Origin of the sequence: Pseudomonas sp. PDM20, from assembly GCF_014852575.3 — a bacterium.
Taxonomy (GTDB): Bacteria; Pseudomonadota; Gammaproteobacteria; order Pseudomonadales; family Pseudomonadaceae; genus Pseudomonas.
This window is the reverse complement of the sequence record NZ_CM181224.1, coordinates 4206817-4231339: the sequence shown is the minus strand read 5'-3', so window position 1 is coordinate 4231339 and position 24523 is coordinate 4206817. Positions and strand designations below refer to the sequence as shown.

The following is a 24523-nucleotide window of genomic DNA, read 5'->3' as shown; positions in this document are numbered from 1 at the left end:
TTTCCAGCGCCATCGAGGAGCCCGCCATGCACCTGATCATCTCCACGCTGTTTGCCGTGCTGTTCTTCCCCGCCACGCCAGCCTGGGCTGACGGGGGCGGGGATATCACCTTCCAGCGTATGCAGGAGCAGGCCGCGACAGTGCGCCAGGCCTGCTGAATCCGATTCATCGTGCTGCCCCTTGCCCGCCCTCTGGCGGGCTTTTTTTCGCCCTCTTTATACCTCGCGCCAGGCAGGCGAGCGCCAAGCTGACAGAGTTGTAATCTTCCCGACAGCTAGTCCTCAGCCGCAGACAGCGAGCATGGCCACAGACCCTGAAGGAGAGTCGCCATGTCCCTGCGTCATCTGCTCCAAGCTTCCATCCTCGGCCTCGCCGCCGCCATCAGCCTGCCGGTCCTGGCCGATGCCGGGCACACCTACGACTTCGGCCAGCCGGCCAAGGCCACCCAGGCCACCCGCACCGTGCAGATCAAGCTGGGCGAGATGTTCTTCGAGCCCGAAAGCATCGACGTGAAGCCGGGCGAGACTGTGCGCTTCGTCATCCACAACACCGGCAGCCTGCTGCACGAATTCAACCTGGGCAGCGCCGCCATGCACGCCGGCCACCAGAAGGAAATGCAGCAGATGATGGATTCCGGGATGCTCACCCCCACCGGCATGCAGCACGACATGAGCCGGATGGACCACAGCAAGATGGGCCATGGCGATAAGCCGATGGGCCAGATGATGAAGCACGACGACCCCAACAGCGTGCTGGTGGAGCCGGGCAAGACCGCCGAGCTGACCTGGACCTTCAGCAAGGCCACCAGCCTGGAGTTTGCCTGCAACATTCCGGGGCACTACCAGGCCGGCATGGTCGGCAAACTGACCGTCAGGCCCTGAGCGGGAGCGCCGTGATGATCCGCGCACGGGAATGGGCTCTGGGGGCGCTGCTGCTGGCACCGTTGGCGGTGCAGGCGGGCGTGTATGACCTGACGATTGGCAAGGGCGAGCTGAAACTGTCCGACGGTACCCGCGAGGCGCTCACGGTGAATGGCCGCACGCCTGCGCCGGAGCTGCGCTTCAAGGAGGGCGAGGACGTCGAGCTGCGCGTCACCAACACCCTCGACCGCGACACCTCGCTGCACTGGCACGGGCTGATCCTGCCCTACACCCAGGATGGCGTGCCGGGCATCAGCTTCCCCGGCATCAAGCCTGGCGAGACCTTCACCTACCGCTTCACGGTGAAGCAGTCCGGCACCTACTGGTACCACGCCCACAGCGACTTCCAGGAGATCGAGGGACTCTACGGCCCGCTGGTGATCGAGCCGAAGGCGCGCGAGCCGTACCGCTACGACCGCGAGTACACCCTGCTGCTGGCCGACTGGCACGACACTCGCCCGGAAACCGTGTTCGCCAACCTGAAGAAACAGAGCGACTACTACAACCGCAACCAGCGCACCCTCGGCGACTTCATCGCCGACTCCAGCGCCAAGGGCTTCATGGCGACCCTGCGCGACCGCCTGGACTGGGGCGGCATGCGCATGACGCCGACGGACATCGCCGACATCGCCGGCTTCCGCTTCCTGGTCAATGGCCAGGACAGCGAGCAGAACTGGACCGGCCTGTTCAAGCCCGGCGAACGGGTGCGGCTGCGCATCATCAACGGCTCGGGCATGAGCTACTTCGACCTGCGCATTCCCGGCCTGAAGATGACCGTGGTGCAGGCCGACGGCAACGACGTGCAGCCGGTGACGGTGGACGAACTGCGCATCGCCGTGGCCGAGACCTACGATGTGATAGTCCAGCCGCAGGAGGATCGCGCCTACACCTTCTTCGCCGAGGCCATGGACCGCAGCGGCTACGCCCGCGCCACCCTGACCCCGCGCGCCGGGTTGCAGGCCGAGGTGCCGGCGCTGCGCGAGCGGCCACTGCTGACCATGGCCGACATGGGCATGAGCCACGAGGGCATGGACCATGGCGGGATGGCGATGGCTGGCCCTGAGGCCGCGGATATGTCCGGCATGGATCATTCCAGCATGGCCGGCATGGACCACTCGCAGATGACGGGCATGGATCACTCGGCGATGGCCGCACCGAAGTCCGACTACGCACCGGGCAGCGGGCTGACGCCGCAGCCGGCCGAGCCGGGCAATCGCCTGCTGGTCTACGCGGACTTGAAAGCCATGCGCCCCTACGCCGACTACCGCGCGCCGGACCGCACCATCGAGTTCCGCCTGACCGGCAACATGGAGCGCTACTTCTGGTCCATCGACGGCAAGAAGTACTCCGAGGCCGAGCCGATCCGCCTGACCTACGGCGAGCGGGTGCGCATCCGCTTCGTCAACGACACCATGATGACCCACCCCATGCACCTGCACGGCATGTGGATGCAGCTGGACAAGGGCAACGGTCGCTTCAACCCGCTCAAGCACGTGGTCAGCGTGGCGCCGGGCAGCACCCTGGACGTCGACGTGCCCGCCGATGCGCTGGGCGAATGGGCCTTCCACTGCCACCTGATCTACCACATGGCCGCCGGCATGATGCGCAAGGTCATAGTCGAGCCGGCTCCCGCCAGCGCCAGCCTCTGAGGAACCGCCATGAAACGCATAGCAACGGTGGCCTGCGCGGCGACCCTGGGCCTGGCCTTGCCCGCTGAAAGTGCCGAGATGGACGACATGCCCATGGGCTCGCTGCTGATCCAGCGCCTGGAAAGCCGCTTCCACGGCAACGACCAGGCGCTGGGCTGGGAAGCCCAGGGCTGGTACGGCACCGACTACCAGAAGCTGCGCCTGAAACTGGAAGGCGAGCGCGACGCCGGCGGCCCGACCACCGACAACGAAGTGCAGCTGCTCTACCAGCGCATGGTCGCGGACTTCTGGGACTGGCAGGTGGGCGTGCGCCACGACGACCAGCCGGGACCGTCGCGCAGTTATGCGGTACTGGGTATCCAGGGCCTGGCGCCGCAGTGGTTCGAGGTGGACGCCAACCTGTTCGTCAGCGAGCGCGGCGATCCATCCCTGCGCCTGGAAACCGAGTACGAACTGCTGCTGACCCAGCGGCTGATCCTCGAACCCTCGCTGGAATACAACCTGGCGCTGGCCGATGACCGCGACATCGGCGTGGGCGCCGGTGGCAGCGAACTGGAGGCTGGCCTGCGCCTGCGCTACGAAGTGCGCCGGGAGTTCGCGCCGTACTTCGGCTACGTCTGGAGCAAGACCTACGGCCGCAGCGGCGACCTCGCCCGCGCGGAGGGCGAGGACGACGAGGAGGGGTACTGGGTCGCCGGTGTGCGCATGTGGTTCTGATTGGCTCTACGCCATCCTACAAAGGCATACGCCTTACACGCCTAAGTGCCCGGTTTGTCCGCCGCCTACTGAAAGGGCCGGCGGATTTGTATACACTCGCCGCCTCGCGCCACCACCCGCATCGCCGATCCAGCAGGTCATCCCCATGCAGCATCCCGCCGAACACTCGCCCCTGGGCAAATCCAGCGAATACGTCTCCACCTACGCGCCGGAGCTGCTGTTCCCGATCTCCCGCACCACCAAGTGGGCGGAGCTGGGCCTGACCGCTCAGACCCTGCCGTACCAGGGCGTGGACCTGTGGAATTGCTACGAGTTGTCCTGGCTCACCGCATCGGGCAAGCCGGTGGTGGCCATCGGCGAATTCGCGATTCCGGCGCAGTCGCCGAACATCATCGAGTCCAAGTCCTTCAAGCTTTACCTCAACTCGCTGAACCAGACCGCCTTCGACAACGCCGAGGCCGTGCGGGCGGTGATGGAGCGCGACCTGTCCGCTGCTGCTGGCGCACCGGTGGGCGTGCGTGTGCGTGGGTTGGACGAAGTGGCGGGCGAGGGCGTGGCCGTCATCGAGGGCACCTGTGTCGACGACCTGGACATCGCGGTGGCGAGCTATGACCACCCGCGCCCGGAGCTGCTGCGCTGCGATGACACCCGCCGTGTCGACGAAGTGCTCTACAGCCACCTGCTCAAATCCAACTGCCCGGTCACCGGTCAGCCGGACTGGGGCACGTTGGTCGTGGAATACAGCGGTCCGGTGCTGGATGCCGCGAGCCTGCTGGCCTATGTCGTGTCCTTCCGCCAGCACCAGGACTTCCACGAGCAGTGCGTCGAGCGCATCTACCTCGACCTGCAGCGCCTGCTGCAACCGACCCGCCTGACCGTCTATGCGCGCTACGTGCGTCGTGGCGGGCTGGACATCAACCCCTATCGCAGCAGCGAAGCGGTGCAGCCGGACAATCGCCGGCTGGTGCGCCAGTAACGCTCGGCGCGCCTGTAAAACGCGGATACGAAAAACCCGGCCTTGGCCGGGTTTTTCACGTCGGGAGCGTCTGTCAGGGGCAATCAGATCCCCATGTTCGCCAGGCTCTGCACGATGGAGCGCAGCGTGCCGGCCAGCGTCGGATGGCTCGCCTCGAAGCGCTCCACGGCCAGGTTGACGTTGTCCATCAGGGTCTCGTCGGCCAGCGCCTCTTCGTTGGCCAGCTGCATCTCGATGTCCTTGATCAGGGCTTGCAGTGATTCGCGCTCTTCCGCGTTCAGCGGCGGCTGACGTTCCAGCTGGTCGCGCAGGGCCTGGAGTTCTTCCTGGAGGCGTTGTGTCGGCATGGTGGTGTCCTTCTGCGGTACGTACCCAAAGATGGACCTCGCCCGGCGGGGAAAAGGTCCATCGCCATGCCTTTGAGCTTAACTCGCCGCGCGCACCCTTGCCTGATGCCGATCAATTCGCAGGAGTCGTTCGAGCAATGGGAAGAAGTGCTCCAGCTCCGGTGTGCGCATGGCCGGGTCCTTGCCCAGGTCATCCAGCCGGCGCAGGGTCAGCGCGTCCTGGGAGAAAGGCGCGTTGAGGAAGGCGCTGGAGCCGCGTTCATCGAACGGTCCACCCTGCAGCGCCAGGCTCTGCCGCGAAGCCCAGGACAGGCCGGCGTGGTAGGCCGGGTCGACCGCGCAGAGGTAGCGCTTGGCGGCCACGTGCAGGCGGATCGGCTGCCAGACGGATTCGGGCAGCAGCTCGCGCAGCAGTTGGGCGCCGAACTCCTCGTGGCGCTGGTCCTGTTCGTCGATCAACTGCGGGTCTTCATAGAGGTGGCCGATGTCGTGGAGCAGGGCGGCGATCACCAGGCTGTCGGAGCAACCGGCGCGCTCGGCCAGGGTGGCGCACTGGAGTGCGTGCTCGGCCTGGCTGACAGCTTCGCCATAAGGCTCGGCGCCGTGGCTGGCGAAGCGCTCGGCCAATTCGTCGAGGAAACGGTGGCGTTCGTGCTTCATGGCTTTTCTCCTTTCAGGCGGCGGCCGGCGATGTCCTGCAGGCAGGAGTCCAGCTCGCCCAGGTGATCGATGACCGAATGCACACCGAGGCGGTACAGGCCTAGCGTTGCCTGCGCGCGCAGGCGGTCGCGGTCGAGGTTGCCGAGGGCGTCCCAGTCCCCCGGTGCGTGGCCGCAAAGAGGCCCGCTGGCGGCCAGGCCTATGGTCCACAGGCCGGCGTTGAGGCCCGCCTGGAGCAGGCGCGGCTGGCCGCTGACCAGCACGCAGCCGTCCAGGTGCGGGCTGTCCAGCTGCATCAGCGCCTGCCAGCAGGAGTCCGGTGCGGGCCATTGGCGCCCGGCGATGTCCAGGCCGGTGGCGAGGCGATCGTCCAGGGCAGCGGCCAGGTGCAGCGTGGTGGCGTTGGGCAGCTCATCGAGCCAGGCGCAGGGCACGCCGCGCTGGTGCAACGTCTGCAGGGCGTCCAGGGCGCCGGGAGTGGTCTCGGCGTGGGCCTGGGCGGCGTCGTCCAGGGCGGCCTGGAAGCGGTTGCGCTCCTGCGGCTCGGCGCAGCGGCCCAGGGCAAGGTCCAGCGCATCCTGCGGGGGCAGGGCGAGGGCACTGGTCAGGCGCTCCGGCGGACAATCGGGGCAGGTGCGTTGCAGGGCAACCGGCAGCGTCCTTGCGCCGAAGTCCACCAGGTCGCCCGACAGTCCGAACAGCAGGGAGGTGAAGCGCGGAAGGTCGGCGGTCGCAGGCATGGTGGGCTTTTCTGATAATTGGTCTAGGCCAGACTAGCGGGCCAATGTGACGGTCCGATGAAGTCCGCCGCCATGTCGCTATAATCGCCGCGCCTTTTTGCGGAAGACGCCCATGCCGGTCGAACCCACGCCTCATTACCTGCGCATCCGTGACCAGCTGGCGCAGGACATCGCCAATGCCACCCTGAGCCAGCGCCTGCCTGCCGAGCGCGAGTTGGCCGAGCGCTTCGGCTGCACCCGCGTGACCCTGCGCGAGGCGCTGCAGCAACTGGAGACCGAGGGCGTGCTGTACCGCGAGAACCGCCGCGGCTGGTTCGTCTCGCCGCCGCGCATCCGCTACAACCCGACTCGCACCACGGGCTTCATGGATTACGTCGAGGCCCAGGGCCGCGTACCGCGCACCGAGGTCCTGGCCGCCGAGCGCCGCGCCGCCGGGCCGGCCCTGGCGCGCCGCATGGGGCTGGACGAAGAGGCCGAGGTATTCCACATACTGCGCCGCCGCTGGGTTGACGAGCGGCCGGTGATGCTCGAGGAAATCACCCTGGACGCCAGCTGGTGCCCCGGCCTGCTCGATCACGGGCTGGATACCTCGCTCACCCGCGTGCTGCGCGAGGAGCTGGGGTTGAGCCTGTCGCGCTCCGAGCTGGCCATGCACTCCACGGCGCTGGTGGAGGCGCGGGCGACGCCGCTGCAATTGACGCCGGGCTCGCCGGGGCTCTACGTGGAGCGCGCCAGCTATGTCGAGGGCGGCCGGCTGGTGGAGTGGGACCAGGAGTTCTGGCGTTCCGATGCGCTGGAAATTGTCATCGACGCACGGTATCCCGACTGAAGTGGCACTATGCTTTCAACTGCAAGCAAGCGAAACGGCAGCCCACGCCCCTGAATCGAAATCCTGCGAGTTCGGTCCGGGTCTGCAAAACCGTTGCGCCTCTATATAATCTGCCCGCATAGCGGGGCCGCCATGGCTGGCCCGATTCACATTCACTGGAGAATTCCCGATGCGCCCACTAGGCGTCCAATGGACGAAACGCTGCTTCAGCCTGCTCGCCGCCGCCGGCCTGGCCACCATTCCCTTCCTGGCGCAGGCCGCCAGCGAAGACGACCCGTGGGAAAGCATCAACCGTCCGATCTTCACCTTCAACGACACCCTGGACACCTACGCCCTCAAGCCGCTGGCCCAGGGTTACCAGTACGTCACCCCGAACGTCGTGCAGGATGGCGTGCACAACTTCTTCGGCAACATCGGTGATGTGAAGAACCTGGTCAACGACCTGCTGCAGTTGAAGTTCCGCGATGCCGGCGTCGACACCAGCCGCCTGCTGTTCAACACCACCTTCGGCCTGGCCGGCTTCATCGACGTGGCCACCCACATGGGCCTGCGCCGCAACGACGAAGACTTCGGCCAGACCCTCGGCCATTACGGCGTGGGCAGCGGCCCCTACGTGATGCTGCCGCTGCTCGGCCCGAGCACGCTGCGCGATGCGCCTTCGCTGATCCCGGACTCCTACACCGGACCTTATCCGTACATCGACAACGTGCCGGTTCGTAACAGCATGCGTGCCGTGGACGTGGTCGATACCCGTGCCGACCTGCTCAAGTCCGAGAAGCTGATCAGCGGCGACAAGTACACCTTCATCCGCAACGCCTACCTGCAGAACCGCGAGTTCAAGGTCAAGGACGGCGAGGTCGAAGACGACTTCTGATCGGCCTTGCACGCAGGTCCCTCCTGTCCTCCAGCCCGCGCCATTCGTGGTGCGGGCGGCGCCTGCTTGAACCCTTGAGCGGATGGGAGTAGTGTCTGCGCCTTGTCGCGACCGACCCGCGCCGCTGTTCCCTAGAATGAGCGCCAAACCACAACCCCGGCGCCGTTTGCCTGGATGACCCATGCACAAAGCCAGTGCCTCGCTGCTGATTATCGATGACGACGACGTCGTCCGCGAAAGCCTCGCCGCCTACCTGGAAGACAGCGGATTCAAGGTCACACAGGCCACCAACGGCCTGGAAGGCCTGAAAGTCTTCGAACACGAACTCCCCGATCTGGTGATCTGCGATCTGCGCATGCCGCAGATGGACGGCCTCGAGCTGATCCGTCGCGTCAGCGAGATGGCGGTGGAAACCCCGGTGATCGTGCTGTCCGGTGCCGGCGTCATGAGCGACGCCGTCGAGGCCCTGCGCCTGGGCGCCGCCGACTACCTGATCAAGCCGCTGGAAGACCTCGCCGTCCTGGAGCACTCGGTTCGCCGTGCCCTGGATCGCGCCTACCTTCGCTCGGAAAACCGCCGCTACCGCGAAAAGCTGGAAACAGCCAACCGTGAGCTGCAGGCCAGCCTGAACCTGCTCCAGGAAGACCAGAACGCCGGTCGCCAGGTGCAGATGAACATGCTGCCGGAGACGCCGTGGGAATCCGAGGGCCTGGCCTTCTCCCACCAGATCATCCCGTCGCTGTATCTGTCGGGCGATTTCGTCGACTACTTCCGCGTGGACGCCCGTCGCATCGGCTTCTACCTGGCCGACGTTTCCGGCCATGGTGCTTCGTCGGCCTTCGTCACCGTGCTGCTGAAGTTCATGACCACGCGGCTGCTGTACGAGTCCAAGCGCAACGACATGTTGCCGGAGTTCAAGCCGTCGGACGTTCTCGGCCATATCAACCGCGGGTTGATCAACTGCAACCTGGGCAAGCACGTGACCATGCTGGGTGGCGTGATCGACCTGGATACCGACCGTCTGACCTACAGCATCGGCGGTCACCTGCCGCTGCCTGTGCTTTATGTCGACGGCGAAGCCCGCTACCTGGAAGGCCGTGGCCTGCCGGTGGGGCTGTTCGACGAAGCGACTTACGAGGATCATGTCCTCGATCTACCCAAGTCCTTCAGCCTTTCCCTGTTCTCGGACGGCATTCTCGACGTCCTTCCGGGAGCTACGCTGAAGGAAAAGGAGACGGCCCTGCCCGAGCAGGTCGTCGCCGCCGGCGGAACCCTCGATGGCCTGCGTCAAGTCTTCGGACTGGCCAAGTTGTCCGAGATGCCGGATGATATTGCCTTGCTGGTGTTGAGCAGGAACCTTGCATGAGTACCGGTAAAATCCAGTTCGCCGAGCAGGATGGCTCATTTGTCCTGAAGTTTGTGGGCGAAGTCCGACTGACCCTGTGTTCGGCGCTGGATGCCACCATTGAAAAAATTTTCGCCGCGTTGAATTTCTCGGCGATCATCATCGATCTCACGGAAACCCAGAGCATCGACAGCACCACGCTGGGCCTCCTGGCGAAGCTGTCCATTCTCTCGCGGCAGAAGGTCGGTCTGTTGCCCACGCTGGTCACCACCAACGCGGACATTACCCGGCTGCTGCAATCGATGGGCTTCGATCAGGTGTTCAACATCGTCGATCGCCCGATCCCGTGCTCGGATTGCCTGACCGATCTGCCTCCCCAGGACCAGTCCGAGGAGGTGGTGCGCGGCAAGGTGCTCGAAGCCCACCGTATCCTGATGGGCCTGAACGAGACCAACCGCGAGGCCTTCCATGATCTGGTGAGCGCACTCGAGCGCCACTGATTCGATGAGCTCCAATGCAAACCGGCGCCTTGGGGCGCCGGTTTGCTTTTGCTCGTCTACAGCATTTGCCGCGATCAGCGGCCGGCGAGCAGCGCCTCGAGCTTCTCCTGGTCGCGGGCGAACAGGCGGATGCCTTCGGCGAGCTTCTCGGTGCCCATGGCGTCTTCGTTCATCTGCCAGCGGAAGGCACTCTCGTCCAGCACCTGGCGGGCTTCGCCGCCGCCCGGCTGCAGAGCGCGCGGCAGTTCGCCTTCGGCGTCGGCCAACTGTTGCAGCAGGTCCGGGCTGATGGTCAGGCGGTCGCAGCCGGCGAGCTGCTCGATCTGTCCGAGGTTGCGGAAGCTGGCGCCCATCACCACGGTCTCGTAACCGTTGGCCTTGTAGTAGCGATAGATGCGCGAGACCGACTGCACGCCTGGATCTTCCGCGCCCACGTAGTCGCGGTTGTTGGCCTTCTTGTACCAGTCATAGATGCGCCCGACGAAGGGCGAGATCAGGAATACGCCGGCGTCGGCGCAGGCCGCAGCCTGGGCGAAGGAGAACAGCAGGGTCAGGTTGGTCTGGATGCCTTCGCGCTCCAGCTGCTCGGCGGCGCGGATGCCTTCCCAGGTGGAGGCGATCTTGATCAGCACGCGGTCGCGGCCGATGCCCTGCTGGTCGTACAGCTCGATCAGGCGATGGGCGCGCTGCAGCGTGGCTTCGGTATCGAAGGACAGGCGGGCGTCCACTTCGGTGGAGATGCGCCCCGGAATCACGCCCAGGATGTCCTTGCCCACGGCGACGGCGAAGCGGTCGCAGGCCAGGCCAGCGTCACCCTGCGCGCCTTCGGTGGCGCGAGCCAGGTGCTCGGTGTAGCGGGGCAGGGCGGCGGCCTTCAGCAGTAGCGACGGGTTAGTGGTGGCATCCACCGGCTTCAGGCGGGCAATGGCGTCGAAATCGCCGGTATCGGCGACAACCGTGGTGTACTGTTTGAGTTGTTCCAGCTTGGAGGTCATGGCGCGTCTTCCGTAGAGAGTGCATCGACCTTACCCGAGGCCGATGCGCCACTCAACGGGACTCAGTGACCGGCGAGAAGTTCTCCTGCCTGATCGAGCAGTCCGAGGGAATCCTTGGTCTTGTGAACGTCCACCGAGAGCAGCTGGCGGAAGCGTCGCGCCCCTGGGAACCCCTGGGCCAGGCCGAGCACGTGGCGGGTTACGTGGTGCATGGCGCCACCCTCGGCGATGTGCCGCTCGATGTACGGACGCATCCGCGCCAAGGCCTCGGCGCGGGTGATGGCCGGTTCCTGGGACCCGTACAGCGCGGCGTCCACCTGGGCCAGCAGGTAGGGGTTGTGGTACGCCTCGCGGCCGAGCATCACGCCGTCGAACACCTGCAGGTGCTCGCGGCATTCCTCCAGGGTCTTGATGCCGCCGTTGAGGACGATCTCCAACGCTGCGAAGTCGCGCTTGAGCTGCGCGGCGATGTCGTAGCGCAGCGGCGGGATTTCGCGGTTTTCCTTGGGCGACAGGCCTTCGAGGATGGCGATGCGCGCATGCACGGTGAAGCTGCGGCAGCCGGCGTCGCGCACCTGGCCGACGAAGTCGCAGAGCTCTTCATAGCTGTCGCGCCCGTTGATGCCGATGCGGTGCTTGACCGTCACCGGGATCGACACCGCGTCACGCATGGCCTTCACGCAATCCGCTACCAGGGCCGGATGGCCCATCAGGCAGGCCCCGATCATGTTGTTCTGCACGCGGTCGCTGGGGCAGCCGACGTTCAGGTTCACCTCGTCGTAGCCCGCTTCCTCGGCCAGTTTCGCCGCGGCCGCCAGGTCCGCCGGGTTGCTGCCGCCCAGTTGCAGCGCCAGCGGGTGCTCGCATTCGTCGTGGCGCAGGAAGCGCGCGGCATCACCGTGCAGCACGGCGCCGGTGGTGACCATCTCCGTGTAGAGCAGCGCGTGGCTGGAAAGCTGGCGCAGGAAGTACCGGCAGTGTCGGTCAGTCCAATCCATCATGGGTGCAACGCTGAACCGGCGGGAAGGCTCGGGGCGGGAGGTGGCGGTCGGTGCGGCAATGGTCATGGTTACGTCGAATCTGGCTTCGCAAGGGGCGCGAAATCGCTCGCGCCGACGGAAAGGGCAAAGATTTTACCGGGGTTGCCGGCGCTGCGCACGGAAACCGGCAGGCGGTCTGCCGTCGGCTTGACCTGGCCGGGCGGACCGCATCGATGCAACTGCTACCCTCTGGGTTCCTGACAGAAGGATCTCACTCGATGAAACCCCTATTGTTGACGCTGCCGCTGATCCTGCTGGCCGCCTGTTCCTCGCCGGGCAAGCTGAAGGAGGAGGCGCCGGCATTGCGGCTCGAGAGCGGCAAGTCGCCCTCGGTCTACATGACCTGCCTGCTGCCAAAATGGCAGGCTATACGCCCTTCGGCGGCGGTGAAGGAAATCCGTTTCGGCTATCGGCTGCTGGCGCCGGCCGCCTCGGGTGATACCGCCGAAGTGCTGCTGGAGACGACGGCGGCGGACAAGGGCAGTGATGTCGTGCTCTATCGACGCAGTGCGCCGAGCCCGGACGATGCGATCACCCTGGCAGCGCGCAGCTGCCTGTAGCGACTCAAGCAGCGCCTCGTCTACCACTAAGGAACGATAGCCGCCGGGTGCAGCAGGCGGCCTAATGGCTCTGACAAGAATAATCGGGTTCCCCGGCAGCGTGCCCGCGCTGCGCAGCGGCAGGGCCCGCCAGAAGAGAGCTGTTGCCATGGATATCGCGCGTCCGCGTATCGTCCTCATCCTTACCCTGCAGACTTGCGGCCTGGTGCTGCTGTTCATCGCCCAGGCGCTGGGCGGCTGGCCGTTGTCTGTGTGCCTGCTGCTTGCCGCGATACTGCTCTGGGGGCCGTGGTTCGTCCCCGAGCGGGCGGCACCTGCTGGCGCGCTGGCGGTGCTGCCGGACGTCGCCGAGTTGACCCGCGAGCTGTCCCAGGGCACCAGTCGCAATGCTTTGTCCGCCGCCGGCGTGTCCTTCTCGGTGCAGCGGCTGGTGGAAAAGCTGGAATCCCAGGTGGTGGCCGCCGAGCAGATCGTCGGTAGCGCCGAAGTGATGATCCACACCGAGCGGGCTACCTCGAATCTCGCGCGCCAGGCGAAGGAGGCCGCCACGCTCGCTCGTGCTGGCAGTGATAGCGGGCGCAGCGAACTGCAGGCGGCCATCGATTGCATGCGCCAACTGAGCCAGCGCGCCAGTGCCAGCCGTGCGCTGATCGAGACCCTGAATGCGCGCAGCGAGGATATCCAGCGCGTCACCCAGGTGATCCAGTCCATCGCCAGCCAGACCAACCTGCTGGCCCTCAACGCGGCCATCGAGGCGGCGCGGGCAGGGGAGCACGGCCGTGGCTTCGCCGTGGTGGCCGAGGAAGTTCGCGGGCTCGCCGGGCGCACCGCCGAGGCTACCGACGAGGTGGGGCAGATGATCGAGGATATCCAGCGCCAGACCGGCGAGGTGGTGGAGCAGATTCGCCAGCTCACCGATGACCTGGGCCTGGGCGTCAGTCAGGTGGAGAGCACCGGCCGCCAGTTGCAGGATATCGCCGGGCTGGCCGCCACCGTGGAAACCCAGATCACCGAGATCGCCGAGGGTGCGGAGATCAACCGCAACCAGCTGGACAGCCTGTTCGCCGCCGTCGAGCAGGTGCGCGGCGACCTGCGCGCCAGCGACGAGCAGACCCACCGTCTGGCCGATGCCGCGATGCAGCTGGAAAGCCAGGCAGAGACCATCAGCGAGCGTCTCGCCGAGGTGGCACTGGACGACTATCACCAGCGCGCCTACGACCTCGCCCGTGCCGGCGCCCAGGCCATCGGCGCGAAGTTCGAGACGGATATGGAGAACGGCCGGATCGGCTTGGACGACCTGTTCGACCGTGACTACCAGCCGATGCCCGGCACCCGTCCGCAGAAGTTCCGCACGCGCTTCGACCGCTACACCGACGAGGTGCTGCCGCGCATCCAGGAAGACCTGCTGCAACGCCACGAAGGGCTGGTGTTCGCCATCGCCTGTACCGCCGAGGGTTATGTACCTACGCACAACCAGGCGTTCAGCCATCCGCCGAGCGGCGACCTGCAGGTGGACATGCTCAAGAGCCGCAGCAAGCGCCTGTTCAACGACCGTACCGGCGTGCGCTGCGGCAGCCACAACCAACCGATGCTGCTACAGACCTACTGCCGCGATACCGGCGAGTTGATGCATGACCTGTCTGTGCCGATTTACGTGCGCGGGCGCCAATGGGGTGGGTTGCGTCTGGGTTACCGGCCGGAGGCCTGAGACCCAAAGCCGAATCGCAGGCGAAAAAAAGCCGCGAAGGAGTTGGACGCGGCTTGGTGCGGGCGTCCGGGAGACGCCCGCGAAAGGGACTCAGTGATGCCCGCAGAGGGCGTCGCGGCCTTGTTCGCCGAGGATGTTGAAGAGGATGTTCAGCACCACGGCCCAGATCGCGGTCATCGCGATGCCGCTGTGGGTGATCGGCTCCATCCACTGGGGCAGGGCGGCGAAGAAGTCCGGGCGCACCACCGGCACCATTCCCATGCCAATGCTCACCGCCACCAGCAGCTGGTTGCGGCGGTCGACGATGTCCGCTTCGTGGAGGATGCGAATGCCGCTGGCGGCGACCATGCCGAACATGGCGATACCGGCACCACCCAGCACCGCCGGCGGGATCGAGGCGACCAGGAAGGCGGCCTTGGGCAGCAGCGACAGGGCGATCAGGAACAGCGCGGCGGCGGCGGTGACATAGCGGCTGCGCACGCCGGTCATCTGCACCAGGCCGATGTTCTGGGCGAACGAGGAATGGGTGAAGGTGTTCATGAAGCCGGCGATGAACGATGCGCCGGCGTCGCACAGCAGGCCGCGGCGCAGGCGGTTGGGGCAGATTTCGGTCTCGGTGATCTTGCCCAGCGCGAGGAACATGCCGGTGGACTCGACGAAGATAATCACCACCACCAGGCACATGGACAGCACCGGGGCGAGGTGGAACTCCGGCGTGCCGAAATGCAGCGGAGTGACCACGTCGAACCACGGGCGCTGCTCGATGCCGTCCAGGCTGACCATGCCCATGCTGGCGCCGATGATGTAGCCCAGCAGCATGCCGATCAGCACAGAGACGTTGACCCAGAAGCCCTTCATGAAGCGGTTGATCAGCAGGATCACCGCCAGCACGAAGGACGACAGGGCGAGGTATTCGATGGCGCCGAAATTGGCGGCTGCCTTGCCGCCACCGGCCCAGTTGATCGCCACCGGGAACAGGCACATGCCGATGGAGGTGATCACGGTGCCGGTCACCAGGGGCGGGAAGAAGCGCACGATGCGGCTCATGAACGGCGCGATGACCATGCCGAAGAACCCCGCGGCGATGGTGGCGCCGAAGATGCCGGTCATGCCCACGCCGGGCATCCCGGCCATGGCCACCATGCTGCCGACGGCGGCGAAGCTGGCGCCCATCATCACCGGCATGCGGATGCCCACCGGGCCGATGCCGAGCGATTGCACGAGCGTGGCGATGCCGGCGACCAGCAGGTCGGCGTTGATCAGGAAGGCGATTTCTTCGCGGGAGAGACCGGCGGCCTGGCCGACGATCAGCGGGACGGCGACGGCGCCGCCATACATCAGGAGAACGTGCTGGAAGCCGACCAGCAGCAGTTGCAGCAAGGGCAAACGCTGGTCGACGGGCGAGCCGGTATGGGAGCGCTCAGTTACCACGGACATGCAACACCTCGGTTTTTATTGTTGTCAGTCGCTGGTTGCCGGACGGGCACGACAACCGGGAAGTACTGGCCGATCTCACCCCCGGGGCCGAGCGGGTGAAGCGGTGCGGGACTTTATAAACGCGATGTGTATTACGTTCAATCGATTTTTGTATACAACTCGTCGGTCACGTTTTGTCTCCATGGTGCTGCATGGCTCTAGGCCGCATGTTTCCTGGCTTCGGTAATTCTGTAGCCATTGGTCGAGTGGACTACATTTTTTGTTTCAGCATTCGGCCCAACCTGTAGGAGCGCCATGCGGGCGATCGCAGGCATGGCCCGCTCCTGCAGGGAAATACCGATCTGCGGGCATAAAAAAACCGCACCCGAAGGTGCGGTTTCTCTGGCCGTGCCGCAGGCTCAATTAACCTGGGCGCCCCTGGAGATCCAGTCTCCGACGAGCTTGCGCTCTTCCGGGGTCATCTGGGTGATGTTACCCAGCGGCATCACCTGCGAGGCCACGGCCTGCGCCTGGATGCGCGGGGCGAGCTGCTGGATCTGCTGCGGGGTGTCGAACATCACGCCAGCCGGCGCGGTGCTGAACAGGTTGCTGGTCGGCTTGGCCGAGTGGCACACGGCGCAGCGTTCCTGGATGACGTGGTGAACCTTGTCGAAGCCTTCGGTCGAGCCGGCAGTGGACGCCTGGGCTGGAGCAGCCTGGGCCTGCTGGGCAGCGGCAGCCTTGGCGGCTTCCTCGTCCTTGGCGCGCTCGGCCGGGGTCTTGCCGCCGATGGCGGTTTCCGGCAGCGGCTGGTACTCCACTTTCGCCGGCTGGGCGCTGGCAGTGTTATCGCTGCTGGGGAGGTTCGGGCCGGTGACGAAGGCCAGGGCGATCATGCCGACGGCGCCGGCGGGCAGGGCCCAGGCCATGCCGTTGCCATTGTGGCGGGTGTTGAAGTAGTGACGCACGATCACCGCCAGCGCCGCGATGCAGGTCAGGATCAGCCAGTTGTAGTGGCTGCCGTAAGTGCTCGGGAAGTGGTTGCTGATCATGATGAACAGCACCGGCAGGGTGAAGTAGTTGTTGTGGCGCGAACGCAGCAGGCCTTTGGCCGGCAGTACCGGGTCGGGCTCGCGGCCTTCCTCGATGGCCTTAACCAGCGCGCGCTGGGCCGGCATGATCACGCGGAACACGTTGCCCACCATGATGGTGCCGATGATGGCGCCCACGTGCAGGTACGCACCGCGACCGCTGAACACCTGGCTGAGCAGGTAGGCGGCGAGGACCAGCAGGCCGAACAGGATGGCGCCGAGCAGGGCGGGTTTCTTGCCCAGCGGGGAGTCGCACAGGGTGCTGTAGACGAACCAGCCGGCGATCAGCGAGCCGATGCCGATGGCCACGGCGGCGGCCGGAGCGAGGTCGCTGCCCGGAGCGATCAGGTACAGGGTCGGGTTCAGGTAGAACACGATGGTCAGCAGGCAGACACCCGACATCCAGGTGGAGTAGGCCTCCCATTTGAACCAGTGCAGGTTGTCCGGCATTTTCGGCGGGGCGAGCTTGTACTTCTCCAGGTGGTAGATGCCGCCACCATGGATCGCCCATAGGTCACCGGAAAGCCCCTCGCGCGGGTTGGCGCGGTTGAGGTTGTTTTCCAGCCAGACGAAGTAGAACGAGGCGCCGATCCACGCGATACCCACGATCATGTGGATCCAGCGGACCAGCAGGTTCAGCCATTCGATGAGATGTGCTTCCACAGTTTTTTACCTCTTGCCCGGGCATCGCCGTCGCGCTGCGCGGGCCTCTCTTATTAGTTCGCTTGGGGGTCGAGGAGGAGCTGTTCGTCCTCGGTGAAGAAATGCTCGTCGCAGTTGTTGCCAGAACCGCTGCGATCGACCACCAGGAAGTCATCCCGCTTTTCGATCGTCAGCACCGGGTGGTGCCAGACGCCGCGGTGGTAATTGACGCCCTGCTTGCCGTTGGACAGGAAAGCGCGGACGAGACCCGATACAGGTACATCGCCAACTGGCGCGACCACGATCAGAAATGGGTTGCCGAGCAGCGGAATGAACGCCTGGCTGCCCTGCGGGTGACGTTCCAGCATGCGGATGCGCAAGGGCATCTCCAGGGATTCGGCGCTGAAGATGCTGATGATCGCCTTGTCATCGGGCTGCGCCGTTTCGACGGTGGCGAGCTTGTGATAACGGCGGGTGGAACCGTTGTTGATCATGAAGAAGTCACTGCCTTCGGTTTCGATGACATCACCGAACGGTGCGAAGGCTTCCTTGGTCAACGGCTCGATCTTCAGGGTACGCATGGCTGGTCTTCTTTTTCGTTGTTCGCATTGGCCCCGTCGCTGGGACAGGGAGTGAAGGTCCGCTCGCTCAGAGCTGCTGCAGGCGGAACATCGCGATCTTGTTGATCTCCGCCAGGGCGGTCTGGAACTCCTGCTCCGGCGTGTTGTGGATGCGCTCTTCGAACGCGGCCAGGATCTGGTGGCGGTTGCTGCCCTTCACCGCCTTGATGAAGGGGAAGCCGAACTTGGCCTTGTAGGCGTCGTTGAGTTCGGTGAAGCGGGCGAACTCCTCGGCGGTGCAGTCCTGGATGCCGGCGCCGGCCTGTTCGGCGGTGCTCGAGGCGGTCAGTTCGCCACGTACGGCGGCCTTGCCGGCGAGGTCCGGGTGCGCGTTGATAAGCGCCAGTTGGGCATCGTGGCTGGCGGACAGGAGGATGTCGGCCATGCGCTGCTGCAGCAGTTCGATGTCGTTCAGGCTTTCGTCGACGCCCAGGTCATAGGCTTTCTCGGCGACCCACGGGGAGTGCTCGTAGATGTCGGCGAAGGTGGCGACGAAGGCGGCGCGGTCGAGGCTGGCCGGGGTCAGGGTCTGGAAGCGGCTCATGCCTGGTTCTCCTGCGCTTTGTACGGGTGGTTCTCGTGCCAGTGCTTGGCGATGTCGACGCGACGGGTGATCCACACCTTCTCGTGACCCTTAACGTACTGGATGAAACGCTCCAGCGAGGCCATACGCGCCGGACGGCCCAGCAGGCGGCAGTGCATGCCGATGGAGAGCATCTTCGGCGCGCCCTCGGCACCCTCGGCGTAGAGCACGTCGAAGGCGTCCTTGAGGTACTCGAAGAAGTCGTCGCCCTTGTTGAAGCCCTGCACCTGGGTGAAGCGCATGTCGTTGGTGTCCAGGGTGTAGGGGATCACCAGGTGCGGTTTCTCGGCGGTGCTCGCCGGGTCCCAGTAGGGCAGGTCGTCGTCGTAGGTGTCGGAGTCGTAGAGGAAGTTGCCGTCTTCGCGGACGATGCGCCGGGTGTTCGGGCCCAGGCGGCCGGTGTACCAGCCCTGCGGCCGCTGGCCGGTCAGCTCGGTGAGGATGCGCACGGCCTCGAACATGTGCTCGCGCTCCTGCTCCGGGTCCATGTACTGGTAGTCGATCCAGCGGTAGCCGTGGCTGCAGATCTCGTGGCCGTCGGCGACCATCTGGCGGATCGCCTCGGGGTGGCGCTGGGCGGCCATGGCCACGGCGAACACGGTCAGCGGCAGGTCATACTTGCGGAACAGCTTGAGCAGGCGCCACACGCCAGCACGGCTGCCGTATTCGTACAGCGATTCCATGCACATGTTGCGCTCGCCCTTGAGCGGCTGGGCAGCAACCATTTCGGAGAGGAAGGCTTCGGATTCGGCGTCGCCATGGAGGATGTTGCGTTCGCCGCCTTCTTCATAGTTGAGGACGAAGGACAGGGCGATGCGCGCATCGTTCGGCCAGTGCGGATGGGGGATGTTGTTGCCGTAACCGATCAGGTCGCGTGGGTAGTCAGCGCTCACTGCAGTGTTCCTTCTTGTGGTTGGCGGTCGGCGCCGGGTCGGTGGACTGTGCGCTGCCGTTGATGGGTGCATTGTATACAAAATGTGGAGCGGTCTGTAAATACAATCTGTGCAACGGTCGTTTCATTCCTTTCGCCAGCGTTCGACAGGGCGTAGATGCCGGGTGTGCTCTGTTCTGGCGCGCCCTGAGGCGGGTTTACCAGCTGTCTGGCACCAGGGTGTCGGTTGGCGCTGCAGGGGCTTTTTGCAGGATTGAATCAGTTTTTTGTATACAATCAATTGTGCCGCTGGGTATATTCGCTTCACCAAACGCACCCGCGGGCCGCTTCGATGGCGACCCGCTCATTCGCATCAACAAGACAGAGGAGGAAGGTGTCGGCCGGCTCCGCCGCAGGACACCGTTAAGCCCATGGGACGCCTGACCACTCACGTACTGGATTCCGCCCACGGCTGCCCCGGCCATGGCATCAAGATCGAGCTGTTCCGCGTCGAAGGCCAGCAGCTGGAACTGATCGCCACCCGCGTGACCAACGACGATGGCCGCTGCGACGAGCCGCTGCTGCAGGGCGACGACTTCCGCGCCGGCGTTTACCAGCTGCTGTTCAACGCTGGCGACTATTACCGCGCCCGTGGCGTCGAGCTGCCCCAGCCGGCATTCCTCGACCAGGTCGTGCTGCGCTTTGGCATCGCCTCGGAAAGCGACCACTACCATGTGCCGCTGCTGATTTCCCCCTACAGCTATTCCACCTATCGCGGCAGCTAGTCCCCGCCCGTAGGTCTTCCCCCGGACTCTTCGTGGAGTCTTCCTCAGCCCGCCCACACTGCGGGCTTTTTTTTGCCTGTCGTACGCACTATTGCTGAGAACGTACGGGCGGGATGGGCACATTTGGACTAGAAGAAAGGAGGGAAAAATCCGTTTCGAGGAGTGGTATGAGCAGGATTCTGATCGTCGATGAACAACCGGTGACCCGTCACGCGCTGCGGCTGATGATGGAAGCGGATCGGCACGAGGTCGTCGGCGAGGCGGACAACGGGCCCGATGCACTGCACCAGGTGCGGGTATGCAAGCCGGACCTGATGATCCTCGAACTGTCGATTCCACGCCTGGGTGGGCTGGAGGTCCTGCAGCGCCTGGTGGCACAGGAATCCCCCGTCAAGGTGCTGGTGCTCACTTCACAGGACTCCGAGTACTTCGCCGGGCGCTGCCTGACTGCCGGCGCCGCCGGTTTCGTCAGCAAGCAGGAGAACCCCCAGGCAGTGCGCGAAGCGGTGCGGGCCATCGCCCAGGGGCACAGTTATTTCCCCAGCCACGCGCTGGGCAGTGTCAGCGCGGCAGAAGAGGCCGGGCATGGCGAACTGATCAAGGGGCTGTCGGTCCGCGAACTCAGCGTCCTGCAGCTACTGGCGCGAGGCTTGAGCAACATCGCCATCGCCGACCAGCTGGCCATCAGCGACAAGACCGTGAGCACCTACAAGGTGCGGCTGATGCAGAAGCTGCACGCCAAGTCTCTGGTCGAGCTGATCGATATCGGTCGCCGACATGGATTGGTGGAGGGCGGTGCCAGGGAAGAGCCCGGTAGCGCAATGCCCGAGCTGGACGAGGCACAGCATCGCGAGCTGGGCCTGTTGCGCAAGTTCATGGAATCCATTCCGTATCCGATCAGCCTGCGCGGGCTGGACGGTCGCATCCAGTACTGCAGTGATGCTTCGCTGGAAGCCTTGGGTAGAACACGCGAAGAGGTTATCGGCAGCACCTGGTCGGAGTTGGGCGTATTCGCCAGCACTGACGAGGCGCGGCTGCTGCAGGAGCGCTTCCTCGCAGCGGTCGGCAAGGGTGAGAGCCTGGACTGGGATGTCGAATTCCAGGGCGCTCAGAATCGCCAGGTGATTCACGTCTGGGCAAGGCCCTACCGGGACGAGCAGGACGCCCTGCTGGGTGTGTTGAGCGGTGTCGTCGATATCACCCACCAGGACAATGTGATTCGCGGACTGCGCAATGCCAACGCTCGGATTGGCACCATCAGTCGGGGCAAGGGGTTGTTCCTCGCGAGCATGGGCAGCGAGTTGCAGGGGCCGCTGCAGAATATCCTGGCGATGATCGGCATGGCGCTGAACCAGGATGATCCTGCGCGGCGTGTCGAGCCGTTACAGGTGGCGCGCAGCATGGCGGAGAACATGCTGCACATGCTGGACGACCTGAATCTGCTCAGCCGCGCAGACCTGGGGCGGCTCCAGCTGGCGCCGGAAGAGGTGGACCTGAAAGCGCTCGCGCAGCGTCAGTTGGATATGCTGGCTGAGCCGGCGATGGCGAAAGGACTGTCGCTGGACGCGGATTTCAGTCTGGCCTTGCAGCCCCGGGTCTGGTGCGATCCGATGCGCCTGCGGCAGGTGCTGAACAACCTGCTCAGCAATGCGCTGAAATTCACCGATCATGGGGCCATCATTTTGCGGCTGCGCGCGCGCGGTAGCGGGGAGGGCATGGTGGAGGTCCAGCTGGATGTCATTGACACCGGCGTGGGCATTCCGCTGGAAGAACAGGAAACCCTGTTCGAGCCCTTTACCACGCCGTTGAAGGGCGAGCGGGTGCGCCGTGGTGGCACTGGCCTGGGGCTGGCCCTGTCGCGCAGCCTGGTCGAGCTGATGGGAGGTGAACTGACCATGAGCAGCCGCCCTGGAGTCGGCACCGAGTTCAGCATCAGGCTGCTGTTGCCTGCTGTGGAAGGCTGAGCCAATACCGCCTCGCTCCGATCGGGATGGCCACGGCCCCGCACGGCGAAACAAAAAGGCCCCGGCAATCGCCGGGGCCTTTTTTATCGTGCGTAGCAGAGACTCAGAGGAAGATGAACTTGGCCACGAAGATTGCGCACAGCGCATACAGGCTGATGGTCACGTCCTTGTGGCGGCCGGTGAAGACCTTCATCGCCACGTAGGTCACGAAGCCCAGCGCGATGCCGTCGGCGACCGAGAAGGTCAGCGGCATCATGATCACGGTGACGATGGCCGGGATGGTCTCGGTGTGCTCGTTCCAGTCGATGTGGGCCATGCCGCCCATCATCAGCATGGCGACGTAGATCAGCGCGCCGGCGGTGGCGTAGGCGGGGATCATGCCGGCCAGCGGGGCGAAGAACATCGCGGCGACGAACAATACACCCACCACCACAGCGGTCAGGCCGGTGCGGCCACCGGCGGCGACGCCCGCAGCGCTTTCCACGTAGCTGGTCACCGGCGGCACGCCGAGCACCGCGCCGAAGGCGCTGGAGGTGCTGTCGGCTTTCATGGCTTTCGACAGGTTCTCGATGCGACCGTCTTCACGCACCAGATGCGCACGCTGGGCAACGCCCATCAGGGTGCCGGCGGTGTCGAACATGTGCACGAAGAGGAAGGCCAGGATCACGCTGATCATGGTGACGTTGAACGCGCCGGAAATGTCCATCGCCATGAAGGTCGGCGCCAGGCTCGGAGGCATGGAGAACACGCCGCCGAACTGGACGATGCCCAGCGCGATGCCGGCCACGGTGACGGTGAGGATGCTGATCAGGATGCCGCCGAACACACGGCGGTATTCCAGCACGGCGATCATCAGGAAGCAGATCGCGGCGAGCAGCGGGCCGGGGCTGGTCAGGTCACCCAGGTGAACCAGGGTGGCGGGGCTGGCGACCACGATGCCGGCGGTCTTCAGGCCGATCAGCCCGAGGAACAGGCCGACGCCGGCGCCCATGGCGAAGCGCAGGCTGACCGGGATGCTGTTGAGCAGCCATTCGCGGATGCGCGAGAAGGTCAGGATCATGAAGGCGATGCCGGAGATGAACACCGCGCCCAGCGCGATCTCCCAGCTGTAGTTCATGGTCTTGACCACGGTGTAGGTGAAGAAGGCGTTGAGGCCCATGCCCGGCGCCAGGCCCACCGGCCAGTTGGCGTACAGGCCCATCAGGAAGCAACCGAGCGCCGCGGCAAGGCAAGTCGCGACGAAGGCGGCGCCGTGGTCGATGCCGGCGTCGGCCATGATGTTGGGGTTGACGAAGATGATGTACGCCATGGTGATGAAGGTCGTGAGACCTGCGGCGAGTTCGGTCTTCACGGTGGTGCCGTGCTGGCTGAGCTTGAACAGGCGTTCGAGCAGGCCGGTAGCAGGCGGGCTGGTTGCAAAGGCTTGTTGTTCTTGTTTGGTGCTTTCCACAGCGGTACTCCTCAACGCTCTTGTTGTTGGTCCCTTGCCGTCGGCTGGTTCACCTGCGTCCCTTGCGCTAACGGAAAGAGTTGTGAGGGTGTGAATGTTGACCTTTGGGTCAGGAAGTCACGCCGCGATTATGCAGTTGTGTACAAAAAGTTCAAATAATGTTTAGTGTCTTGCTGAAAGATTTTTACAAGCAAAGCGTCGGAATGGTCGCACGCTGACCTTCGCCAGGCTCCTGTGCCGCGCGGCCTTGGGGTTGATGGGGAGTCGCTCGTGACGGCTGCACGATAGTGGCCACTTTGTGTACACTGTGCCCCATGCCTGGCCCGCGGCCAGCTCCACTCATGCCCCCACGGATTTCGCGCCGGTTCAACCCGGCTGAGCAGGGTTCGACTCCGATGACCGACCAGTTGCAACAGATCAGGAAGCAGCCGCGCAATGGCAAGGCGCGCAGCGGCACTCAGGACGAGATCGTCTATGCGCACATCTTCGACGCCATCCTCGAACAGCGCCTGGCGCCCGGCACCAAGCTGAGCGAAGAGGCCCTCGGTGAAATCTTCGGCGTCAGCCGCACCATCATCCGTCGCGCCCTGTCGCGCCTGGCCCACGAACAGGTCGTGCTGCTGCGTCCGAACCGTGGCGCCGTGGTGGCCAGCCCGAGCATCGACGAAGCCCGGCAGATCCTCTTCGCCCGCCGCACCGTCGAGCGCGCGATCACCGAACTGGCCGTGGACAACGCCAGCAGCGATACCCTCGCCGAGCTGCGCGACATGGTGAAACAGGAGCAATCCAGCTTTGCCCGCGGCGACCGCGGCGCCGGCATCCGCCTCTCCGGCGAATTCCACCTGAAGCTCGCCGAGATGGCGAAGAATGCCCCGCTGGTGGTCTTCCAGCGCAGCCTGGTGTCGCAGACCTCGCTGATCATCGCCCAGTACGAAAGCGGCGGCCGCTCGCACTGCTCGTTCGACGAGCACAACGAGATCCTCGACGCCATCGAGAAGGGCGACAAGGAAAAGGCCGTGACCCTGATGATGCACCACATGGCGCACATCGACGACAAGCTGAACCTGGACGTGGACGGCGCCTCCGGCGACCTGCACGCGGTGTTCTCGCACCTGCTGGCCGGCAAGAAGAAGCCGCGCCGCAGCAAGGCCGACGCCGACTCGGCGGCCTGATCACCGAGCCAGAAAAAAGCCCCGCAGATGCGGGGCTTTTTCGTTTCCTGGGGGCTCCCCGCAGGAACG

Annotated in this window: 25 protein-coding genes; 14 read left to right on the top strand and 11 right to left on the bottom strand. The window is 65.0% G+C overall.

Annotated elements, in window-relative coordinates:
- Positions 1-26: 26 nt before the first annotated feature.
- The 5 genes from IB261_RS19220 to queF all read left to right on the top strand — a co-directional run bounded on the left by IB261_RS19220 (position 27) and on the right by queF (position 4262).
- On the top strand, positions 27-158 hold the full coding sequence (locus tag IB261_RS19220) for a co-regulatory protein PtrA N-terminal domain-containing protein (protein ID WP_263866059.1): 132 nt from the start codon (positions 27-29) through the stop codon (positions 156-158).
- A 171-nt stretch (positions 159-329) separates the two neighbouring features.
- The gene (gene copI, locus IB261_RS19215; RefSeq protein WP_192381350.1) at positions 330-881 is read left to right on the top strand and encodes a copper-resistant cuproprotein CopI; all 552 of its coding nucleotides are present in this window, start codon (positions 330-332) and stop codon (positions 879-881) included.
- A 14-nt stretch (positions 882-895) separates the two neighbouring features.
- A complete protein-coding gene (locus IB261_RS19210) occupies positions 896-2569 on the top strand; it encodes a copper resistance system multicopper oxidase (RefSeq protein ID WP_192381351.1) in 1674 nt (557 codons plus the stop codon).
- Positions 2570-2578: 9 nt separating this feature from the next.
- Positions 2579-3286: a copper resistance protein B gene (locus tag IB261_RS19205; RefSeq protein ID WP_192381352.1), complete on the top strand. Its 708-nt coding sequence runs from the start codon at positions 2579-2581 to the stop codon at positions 3284-3286.
- A gap of 145 nt (positions 3287-3431) precedes the next feature.
- Positions 3432-4262, top strand: a complete 831-nt coding sequence (gene queF / locus IB261_RS19200) for an NADPH-dependent 7-cyano-7-deazaguanine reductase QueF (RefSeq protein WP_081518602.1) — start codon at positions 3432-3434, stop codon at positions 4260-4262.
- Positions 4263-4345: 83 nt separating this feature from the next.
- Here the strand turns inward: queF and IB261_RS19195 are convergent, their stop codons facing one another.
- The 3 genes from IB261_RS19195 to pcrP all read right to left on the bottom strand — a co-directional run bounded on the left by IB261_RS19195 (position 4346) and on the right by pcrP (position 6009).
- The gene (locus IB261_RS19195) at positions 4346-4609 is read right to left on the bottom strand and encodes a DUF4404 family protein (protein ID WP_081518601.1); all 264 of its coding nucleotides are present in this window, start codon (positions 4607-4609) and stop codon (positions 4346-4348) included.
- Between the two features lie 78 nt (positions 4610-4687).
- On the bottom strand, positions 4688-5269 hold the full coding sequence (locus tag IB261_RS19190; RefSeq protein WP_081518600.1) for a phosphonate degradation HD-domain oxygenase: 582 nt from the start codon (positions 5267-5269) through the stop codon (positions 4688-4690).
- Entirely contained in the window at positions 5266-6009 is a 744-nt protein-coding gene (gene pcrP / locus IB261_RS19185) for an HAD superfamily inactivated hydrolase PcrP (RefSeq protein WP_192381353.1), read from the bottom strand. The genes IB261_RS19190 and pcrP overlap by 4 nt, the downstream gene beginning before the upstream one ends.
- Positions 6010-6121: 112 nt before the next feature.
- Here pcrP and IB261_RS19180 point away from each other — a divergent pair, with 112 nt between their 5' ends.
- From IB261_RS19180 to rssC, 4 genes are all read left to right on the top strand, one after another.
- Entirely contained in the window at positions 6122-6838 is a 717-nt protein-coding gene (locus IB261_RS19180; protein WP_192224340.1) for a UTRA domain-containing protein, read from the top strand.
- 169 nt (positions 6839-7007) lie between these two features.
- On the top strand, positions 7008-7712 hold the full coding sequence (locus tag IB261_RS19175; protein WP_081518597.1) for an MlaA family lipoprotein: 705 nt from the start codon (positions 7008-7010) through the stop codon (positions 7710-7712).
- Between the two features lie 181 nt (positions 7713-7893).
- Positions 7894-9078 carry a two-component system response regulator RssB gene (gene rssB, locus IB261_RS19170; protein WP_081518596.1) on the top strand — a complete coding sequence of 395 codons (1185 nt, stop codon included), beginning with the start codon at positions 7894-7896 and terminating at the stop codon, positions 9076-9078.
- A complete protein-coding gene (rssC, locus tag IB261_RS19165; RefSeq protein WP_017517513.1) occupies positions 9075-9557 on the top strand; it encodes an anti-sigma factor antagonist RssC in 483 nt (160 codons plus the stop codon). The genes rssB and rssC overlap by 4 nt, the downstream gene beginning before the upstream one ends.
- Positions 9558-9631: 74 nt before the next feature.
- Here the strand turns inward: rssC and tal are convergent, their stop codons facing one another.
- Positions 9632-10552, bottom strand: coding sequence for a transaldolase (gene tal, locus IB261_RS19160; RefSeq protein ID WP_081518595.1), 921 nt, complete (start codon positions 10550-10552; stop codon positions 9632-9634).
- Positions 10553-10614: 62 nt separating this feature from the next.
- Positions 10615-11619, bottom strand: coding sequence for a tRNA dihydrouridine(20/20a) synthase DusA (gene dusA / locus IB261_RS19155; RefSeq protein ID WP_192381354.1), 1005 nt, complete (start codon positions 11617-11619; stop codon positions 10615-10617).
- A gap of 191 nt (positions 11620-11810) precedes the next feature.
- On the opposite strand from dusA, the gene IB261_RS19150 reads away from it, so the two are divergent.
- Positions 11811-12152 carry a hypothetical protein gene (locus IB261_RS19150; RefSeq protein WP_081518593.1) on the top strand — a complete coding sequence of 114 codons (342 nt, stop codon included), beginning with the start codon at positions 11811-11813 and terminating at the stop codon, positions 12150-12152.
- A 64-nt stretch (positions 12153-12216) separates the two neighbouring features.
- Positions 12217-13860, top strand: a complete 1644-nt coding sequence (locus tag IB261_RS19145; RefSeq protein WP_494515518.1) for a methyl-accepting chemotaxis protein — start codon at positions 12217-12219, stop codon at positions 13858-13860.
- 90 nt (positions 13861-13950) lie between these two features.
- Here IB261_RS19145 and IB261_RS19140 read toward each other — a convergent pair whose 3' ends face one another.
- From IB261_RS19140 to puuE, 5 genes are all read right to left on the bottom strand, one after another.
- Positions 13951-15297 carry a nucleobase:cation symporter-2 family protein gene (locus IB261_RS19140; protein ID WP_081518591.1) on the bottom strand — a complete coding sequence of 449 codons (1347 nt, stop codon included), beginning with the start codon at positions 15295-15297 and terminating at the stop codon, positions 13951-13953.
- Positions 15298-15695: 398 nt separating this feature from the next.
- A complete protein-coding gene (locus tag IB261_RS19135; protein ID WP_081518590.1) occupies positions 15696-17030 on the bottom strand; it encodes a urate hydroxylase PuuD in 1335 nt (444 codons plus the stop codon).
- 53 nt (positions 17031-17083) lie between these two features.
- Complete coding sequence (locus IB261_RS19130) at positions 17084-17590, bottom strand: ureidoglycolate lyase (RefSeq protein WP_017517520.1); 507 nt, start codon at positions 17588-17590, stop codon at positions 17084-17086.
- Positions 17591-17657: 67 nt separating this feature from the next.
- The gene (gene uraD, locus IB261_RS19125) at positions 17658-18173 is read right to left on the bottom strand and encodes a 2-oxo-4-hydroxy-4-carboxy-5-ureidoimidazoline decarboxylase (protein WP_081518589.1); all 516 of its coding nucleotides are present in this window, start codon (positions 18171-18173) and stop codon (positions 17658-17660) included.
- A complete protein-coding gene (puuE, locus tag IB261_RS19120) occupies positions 18170-19105 on the bottom strand; it encodes an allantoinase PuuE (protein WP_081518588.1) in 936 nt (311 codons plus the stop codon). The genes uraD and puuE overlap by 4 nt, the downstream gene beginning before the upstream one ends.
- Before the next feature lie 409 nt (positions 19106-19514).
- Between puuE and uraH the strand changes: the two genes are divergently transcribed.
- Both uraH and IB261_RS19110 read left to right on the top strand, forming a co-directional pair.
- The gene (gene uraH, locus IB261_RS19115) at positions 19515-19868 is read left to right on the top strand and encodes a hydroxyisourate hydrolase (protein ID WP_081518587.1); all 354 of its coding nucleotides are present in this window, start codon (positions 19515-19517) and stop codon (positions 19866-19868) included.
- 167 nt (positions 19869-20035) lie between these two features.
- Entirely contained in the window at positions 20036-21832 is a 1797-nt protein-coding gene (locus IB261_RS19110) for an ATP-binding protein (RefSeq protein ID WP_192381356.1), read from the top strand.
- Between the two features lie 103 nt (positions 21833-21935).
- Here the strand turns inward: IB261_RS19110 and IB261_RS19105 are convergent, their stop codons facing one another.
- Positions 21936-23282 carry an NCS2 family permease gene (locus IB261_RS19105; protein ID WP_151187671.1) on the bottom strand — a complete coding sequence of 449 codons (1347 nt, stop codon included), beginning with the start codon at positions 23280-23282 and terminating at the stop codon, positions 21936-21938.
- Positions 23283-23677: 395 nt separating this feature from the next.
- On the opposite strand from IB261_RS19105, the gene IB261_RS19100 reads away from it, so the two are divergent.
- Positions 23678-24454, top strand: a complete 777-nt coding sequence (locus tag IB261_RS19100) for a GntR family transcriptional regulator (protein WP_017517526.1) — start codon at positions 23678-23680, stop codon at positions 24452-24454.
- Positions 24455-24523: the final 69 nt, after the last annotated feature.